The sequence below is a fragment of the Calidithermus chliarophilus DSM 9957 genome, from assembly GCF_000430045.1.
Taxonomy (GTDB): domain Bacteria; phylum Deinococcota; class Deinococci; order Deinococcales; family Thermaceae; genus Calidithermus; species Calidithermus chliarophilus.
Genome location: NZ_KE387023.1, coordinates 569,801 through 574,469 on the forward strand (window position 1 = coordinate 569,801; position 4,669 = coordinate 574,469).

Genomic DNA, 4,669 nt, shown 5'->3' on the forward strand with positions numbered 1-4,669 from the left:
CGTGGGGCGAAGCGGCCCCAGCCCGGCCGCACGCCGTACGCGCCTGATACCCGATTCGGTTAGTTCGGCGCGGAACGGCGGCTCCGCCCCGCCAAGGCGGGGCGGCCGGCCGAAGTTATCCGCGTGGCGGAGGGCGGTAGCGCCCCTCGGGAGGGATACGCTTGCTTCGCCGGCCGTCAGGGAGGGGTGTGCTCTGGGATCCGAAAAGATAGCCCCTGGGTCTCTTTGGTTCGGATGATTATCTTTTTGAATCCGGTATCAGTCGAAGCGGGCCAGGAAGGCCTGCATGAACGCGGGCAGGTCGTCGGCGTGCTGGGCGGTGACGAGGTGGCCCTCCACCACTACGCGCTCGTCGAGGTAGACGGCCCCGGCGTTCTCGAGGTCCTCGCGGATCGAGCTGAAGCCCGTGAGGCGGCGCCCCTTGACCACCCCTGCGCTGATGAGCGCCCAGCCCGCGTGGCAGATGGCCCCGAGGGGCTTCTGCCGGGCGTCCACCTCGGCGATGAGGCGGGTCATGGCCTTGTGGCGGCGCATGCGGTCGGGGGCGAAGCCCCCCGGCACGATCAGCCCGGCCAGGTCGTCGGCCCGCACCGACTCGGCCGCGGCCTTGGCCTCGAAGGTGAAGGGGGTCTTGCCGTGGAAGCTCCCCGGCTTGGGGCCGATCACCAGCGGCTCGAACCCGGCCTCCTGGACGCGGTAGTAGGGGTAGATCACCTCGCGCTCGTCGAAATAGTCCTCCAGCAGAATTCCGATCACGCTCACAGCCGAACCTCCTTGATGCGCTCGAGAAAGTCGTGGACGATGTTGCCGGTCACGCCCCAGATGTCGTAGCCCCGCCAGGGGTAGTGCCAGACCAAGCGCTTGAAGCCGCCCCCCGGCTGCACCAGCCCCGCGTCCTCGGGGTCTAAGGGCGGCTGGTTGAGGCGGGTCACCACCCGCTCCTCGGCGTAGGCCGGGGCCTCGATGAGCTCCTGGATGGGCACCCACAGCAGCTCGCTCACCTCCTCGGGGTTGGGGGTGAGGCGCGGGGCGCGGGTGATGTGCCCCAGCAGCGGGAAGACCCGGTAGCCGAAGGGCGAGAGCGTGGGGTTGAGGTGCCCTAAGATCTCCACGACGCCGGGCTCGAGGCCCACCTCCTCCCAGGCCTCGCGCAGCGCGGCCTGTTCGGCCGTCTCCCCGTCGTCGAAGCGCCCGCCGGGAAAGCTGATCTGGGCGGCGTGGTGGGGCAGGTGCGCGGCGCGCACCGTGAACAGCAGGTGCCCCTCCCACACCGGCAGCAGCACGGCGGCGTCCACGAAGCCCTTGGGCAGCATCAGGGTCTGGGGCGGCCTGCTGACTAGGCTTTTGAGCAGTTCTGGTCGCATCGCTCCCGGAGCAGAACTTCCGGATTCACCTTCTCCCGGCGGCACAACGCCACCATCTGCCATAGTGCCTCGCCGAGGTCGCCCTTTTCGAGGGCCGAGATCACATCGGCGGGGGCGGCGGTGGGGGCCTCCAGCTTCTTCTGGATCTCGGCCGCCCGCGCCAGCGCCCCCAGGCTGCGGGGCACCTCGTCGCACACCGAGGCCCGCGCCTTGCCCTCCGCCGCCTTGATGGCCCGCCAGTTGGCACTGACCTCGGCCGCCGTGTCGGCCCGCACGTCCCCGAAGACGTGGGGGTGGCGGCGGATGAGCTTCTCGACGATGTGCCCCTCCACCTCGGCGTAGCTGAAGCTGCCCTCCTGCTCGGCGATCACGCTGTGAAAGGCCACCTGCAGCAGCACGTCGCCCAGCTCCTCGGCCAGCTCACGGGGGTCGCCCTTGCCCATGGCGTCCACGGCCTCGGCGGCCTCCTCGAGCATGTACGGCCGCAGGCTCAGGTGGGTCTGTTCCTTGTCCCAGGGGCAGCCGTCGGGCGCCCGCAGCCGCCGCATCACCTCCAACAGCCTCTCCATGCCCCCCAAGCTACCCCAAGGCGCTCAGGGGGATTGGGGGCTGGGTGCCCTCGAGGCGCGCGCCATCAGCCCCCCCGCCGCCAGCGTGGCCCCCACCATCAGCAGGCTCAGTACGTCCAGCCCGGCCCGCTCCCCCCACTGCCAGCCCAGCGGCCCCGGCGTCGGCAGCCCGGTGAGCCGCGTCAGCAGGAAGGCGGCCGGCAGCAGCAGCGCCACGCACACCCCCACCCGCGCCAGCGCCCGCTGGGAGGCGGGGGTGGGCTCGAGCAGCCGCGACAGCAGCAGCACCCCGCCGTAAGCCAGTTGCCCCGCGAGCAGCAGCATGAACAGCAGCGCGTACCAGAACCCCGGGGGCTGCTGGTCGAGCGTGAGGTCGCGCCCCGCGATCAGCGAGCCGCACAGCCCCCCGCCCAGGAAGGTCTGGCCGAAGCCCAGCAGTTGCAGGAAAAAGGGCAGCATCAGCAGCGCCGCCGCCCAGGTGAGCCGGTCGTTCACGCTGCCAGTATAGGGCAAAGCAGGGCCGGCGCCCAACCGAGGGGCGCCGGCCGGCCGACCGCCGCCCTACGAGCTCACCCGGCGCCCGCCCGGGGTGCGCTGGCCGGAGGCGTCCCACAGCAGGGCGACGCCCACCAGCACGCCCAGCACCAGCAGGGCCAGCCACAGGCCCGGCTTCACGGTCATGAAGGACACCAGCGCCACGAGCAGGGCCCAGCGCAGGCGGGTGGCGCGGCGCAGCACCGGATCGGCCATGCGCTCGAGCACGTCGGCGGGCACGGGGCCGTCGCCGCCGTGGGCAGCCCGGGCGATGGCCCCCTTGCGCGGGCCGTCCACCACGCGCACCATCACCATGATGACCACGAAGATCAGCAGCGAGAGGTTGACCCAGGCGATCTGGAAGCCCCAGGCCAGCGCGCACAGGGCGACGCCGCTGAAGAGCAGCAGGGGCGGGGCCAGCTTGAAGATCCTGGCGATCTGGCCGGTCCGGCCCATCTCCGCGCGCAGGGTCTTGAGGTCGGGGGCGTGCCGCATGGCCCGGAAATTGAGGGCCGAGACCAGCTCGGCCGCGAAAAGGGCCAGCGCCGCCGCGATGTGAACGAGCAAAATCCAGGGATACAAAGCAACCATTGTTCAATCCTCCGATGGGGTTGGGCCTGCGGCCGCAACACCCGGGAGGATAGGCAGGGGGGCGTTAGCCGAGCGTTAGCACGCCCCGGGCCCAGCTCGCGCGTTACCACCGCGTTACCGGGCCCGCGCTACATTCGACCTTGGGGGTGGTTCGGATGCGCTAGGCGATTGCCCAGGACGGACCCGGCAGTAGACCCTTCGCAAGATTTCGCGCACGCCATTTCAGGTCGGACCGTCGTTCCTGACGCGGCCACTGTCTATCCGCCGTCGGCCATAGGAGATTTCTGCCAGAAGTCTATTGAGGACGGAGAATTTTATGAACACGCTGGACGTAAAGCTCAAGCTGAACAACCTGCACTGCTTTGAGGAGGGCGACGGCATCGGCAGCGCCGAGCCCTACTTGTGGACGGTGTTCTTCAAGATCGACGGCGACACCGCCCGGGTGAGCCCGGCCCTGGCGCTCACGGGTACCGCCACCGTGCGCGGCACCCCGGGCAACCAGGGCGACCTGCCCAACCACGACGTCGACCCCGGCGAGAACGTGCCCATCCCCGCGGTCATCGGCGAGTTCAGGACCCGGCTAAAGCCGATCCCGCTCGAGCAGCCCGTCGGCAACGTCAAGGAGGTGGGCGGGGTGGTGGGGGTCATCACGGTGCTGATGGAGGAGGACAACACCCCCAATTCGGCCATCGCCAAGGGACACGTCGCGCTCGACAAGGCCGTGCGCGAGAGCCTCAACGCGCTCGTCCCCACCCTGAACTTCGCGCACCAGGAGCCCACCGACGCCGAGATCGAGCAGATGAAGGCCAGGATCGGCGCGGCGGTGACCAAGGCCATCAAGGACGACGTAAGCGTGTGGGAATGGCTGGGCGGCTTCGGCAACATGGACGACCGCATCGGCAGCGAGGTCTTCCGCTTCTCGCACAAAGAGCTCGAGCGGGCCGGCGCGGGCGGGCTGGAGATCCGCAAGCGCTTCAAGAACGAGGGCGACTGGGAGTTGCAGGGCCGGGTAACGGCCTCCCCGGTGAGCACCGCCGTGGGCAGCCTGCAGATCACGCTGCGCGGCATACCCACCGCCGCGGCCGTGGTCCCGGTGCGGGTCACGGGGCCGGGCTTCAGCAAGGCCGTGGGCCGGAGCACGACCCTGACGGGCCTGCCCGCCGGCACCTACACCATCACCGCCGGCACCTTCACCACCGGCCTGCCGGGCAAGCCGACCTGCCGCTTCCACACGCCCGACCTCCCCACCCAGCAGCGGACGGTGGCGGTGGGCCAGACCGCCAGCGTCAGCGTGAGCTACACCTCGGAGCCGTGCGACGCGTGAAGCGGCTCGAGCAGGGCGGCGTTGGTGGGGTTGTGGCGCAGGAAGCCCTCGCGGTGCTCGGCGGGGAGGCGCTCGGCGGCCCGGCGCACCCACTCCTGGGCCTCGCGGCGGCGGGCGGGGGCTTCGGGGTGGCGCAGGCCATCGAGCACCCGGACGTGGGCCAGCAGCACCTCGCCCCAGTAGAAGTCGGCGGGGTCGTACTCGGCGTGCAGCTCGAGGGCACTGCGGGCGTGCGCTAAGGCCTCCTCGGGGCGGCCCAGGGCCAGCAGGGCCTGGGCCGCCCGGGC

7 protein-coding genes are annotated in these 4,669 nt (G+C 70.8%); 1 reads left to right on the top strand and 6 read right to left on the bottom strand.

Going from position 1 to position 4,669, the window contains the following annotated elements:
* Positions 1-258 precede the first annotated feature (258 nt).
* The 5 genes from MEICH_RS0102795 to MEICH_RS0102815 all read right to left on the bottom strand — a co-directional run bounded on the left by MEICH_RS0102795 (position 259) and on the right by MEICH_RS0102815 (position 3,034).
* The gene (locus MEICH_RS0102795; RefSeq protein ID WP_027891345.1) at positions 259-762 is read right to left on the bottom strand and encodes a type 1 glutamine amidotransferase domain-containing protein; all 504 of its coding nucleotides are present in this window, start codon (positions 760-762) and stop codon (positions 259-261) included.
* Complete coding sequence (locus MEICH_RS0102800; RefSeq protein ID WP_027891346.1) at positions 759-1,364, bottom strand: NUDIX hydrolase; 606 nt, start codon at positions 1,362-1,364, stop codon at positions 759-761. Before MEICH_RS0102800 ends, MEICH_RS0102795 begins: the two co-directional genes overlap by 4 nt.
* The gene (locus tag MEICH_RS0102805) at positions 1,337-1,933 is read right to left on the bottom strand and encodes a MazG family protein (RefSeq protein WP_027891347.1); all 597 of its coding nucleotides are present in this window, start codon (positions 1,931-1,933) and stop codon (positions 1,337-1,339) included. Before MEICH_RS0102805 ends, MEICH_RS0102800 begins: the two co-directional genes overlap by 28 nt.
* 24 nt (positions 1,934-1,957) lie before the next feature.
* Complete coding sequence (locus MEICH_RS0102810) at positions 1,958-2,428, bottom strand: hypothetical protein (protein ID WP_027891348.1); 471 nt, start codon at positions 2,426-2,428, stop codon at positions 1,958-1,960.
* A gap of 66 nt (positions 2,429-2,494) precedes the next feature.
* A complete protein-coding gene (locus tag MEICH_RS0102815) occupies positions 2,495-3,034 on the bottom strand; it encodes a hypothetical protein (RefSeq protein ID WP_027891349.1) in 540 nt (179 codons plus the stop codon).
* Positions 3,035-3,374: 340 nt separating this feature from the next.
* Here MEICH_RS0102815 and MEICH_RS0102820 point away from each other — a divergent pair, with 340 nt between their 5' ends.
* A complete protein-coding gene (locus MEICH_RS0102820; protein WP_027891350.1) occupies positions 3,375-4,382 on the top strand; it encodes a hypothetical protein in 1,008 nt (335 codons plus the stop codon).
* On the opposite strand, the gene MEICH_RS29135 is transcribed toward MEICH_RS0102820, so the two are convergent.
* Positions 4,355-4,669, bottom strand: a 315-nt coding sequence (locus MEICH_RS29135) for a hypothetical protein (protein WP_027891351.1), incomplete at its 5' end; no start/stop codon positions are given. The genes MEICH_RS0102820 and MEICH_RS29135 overlap by 28 nt on opposite strands.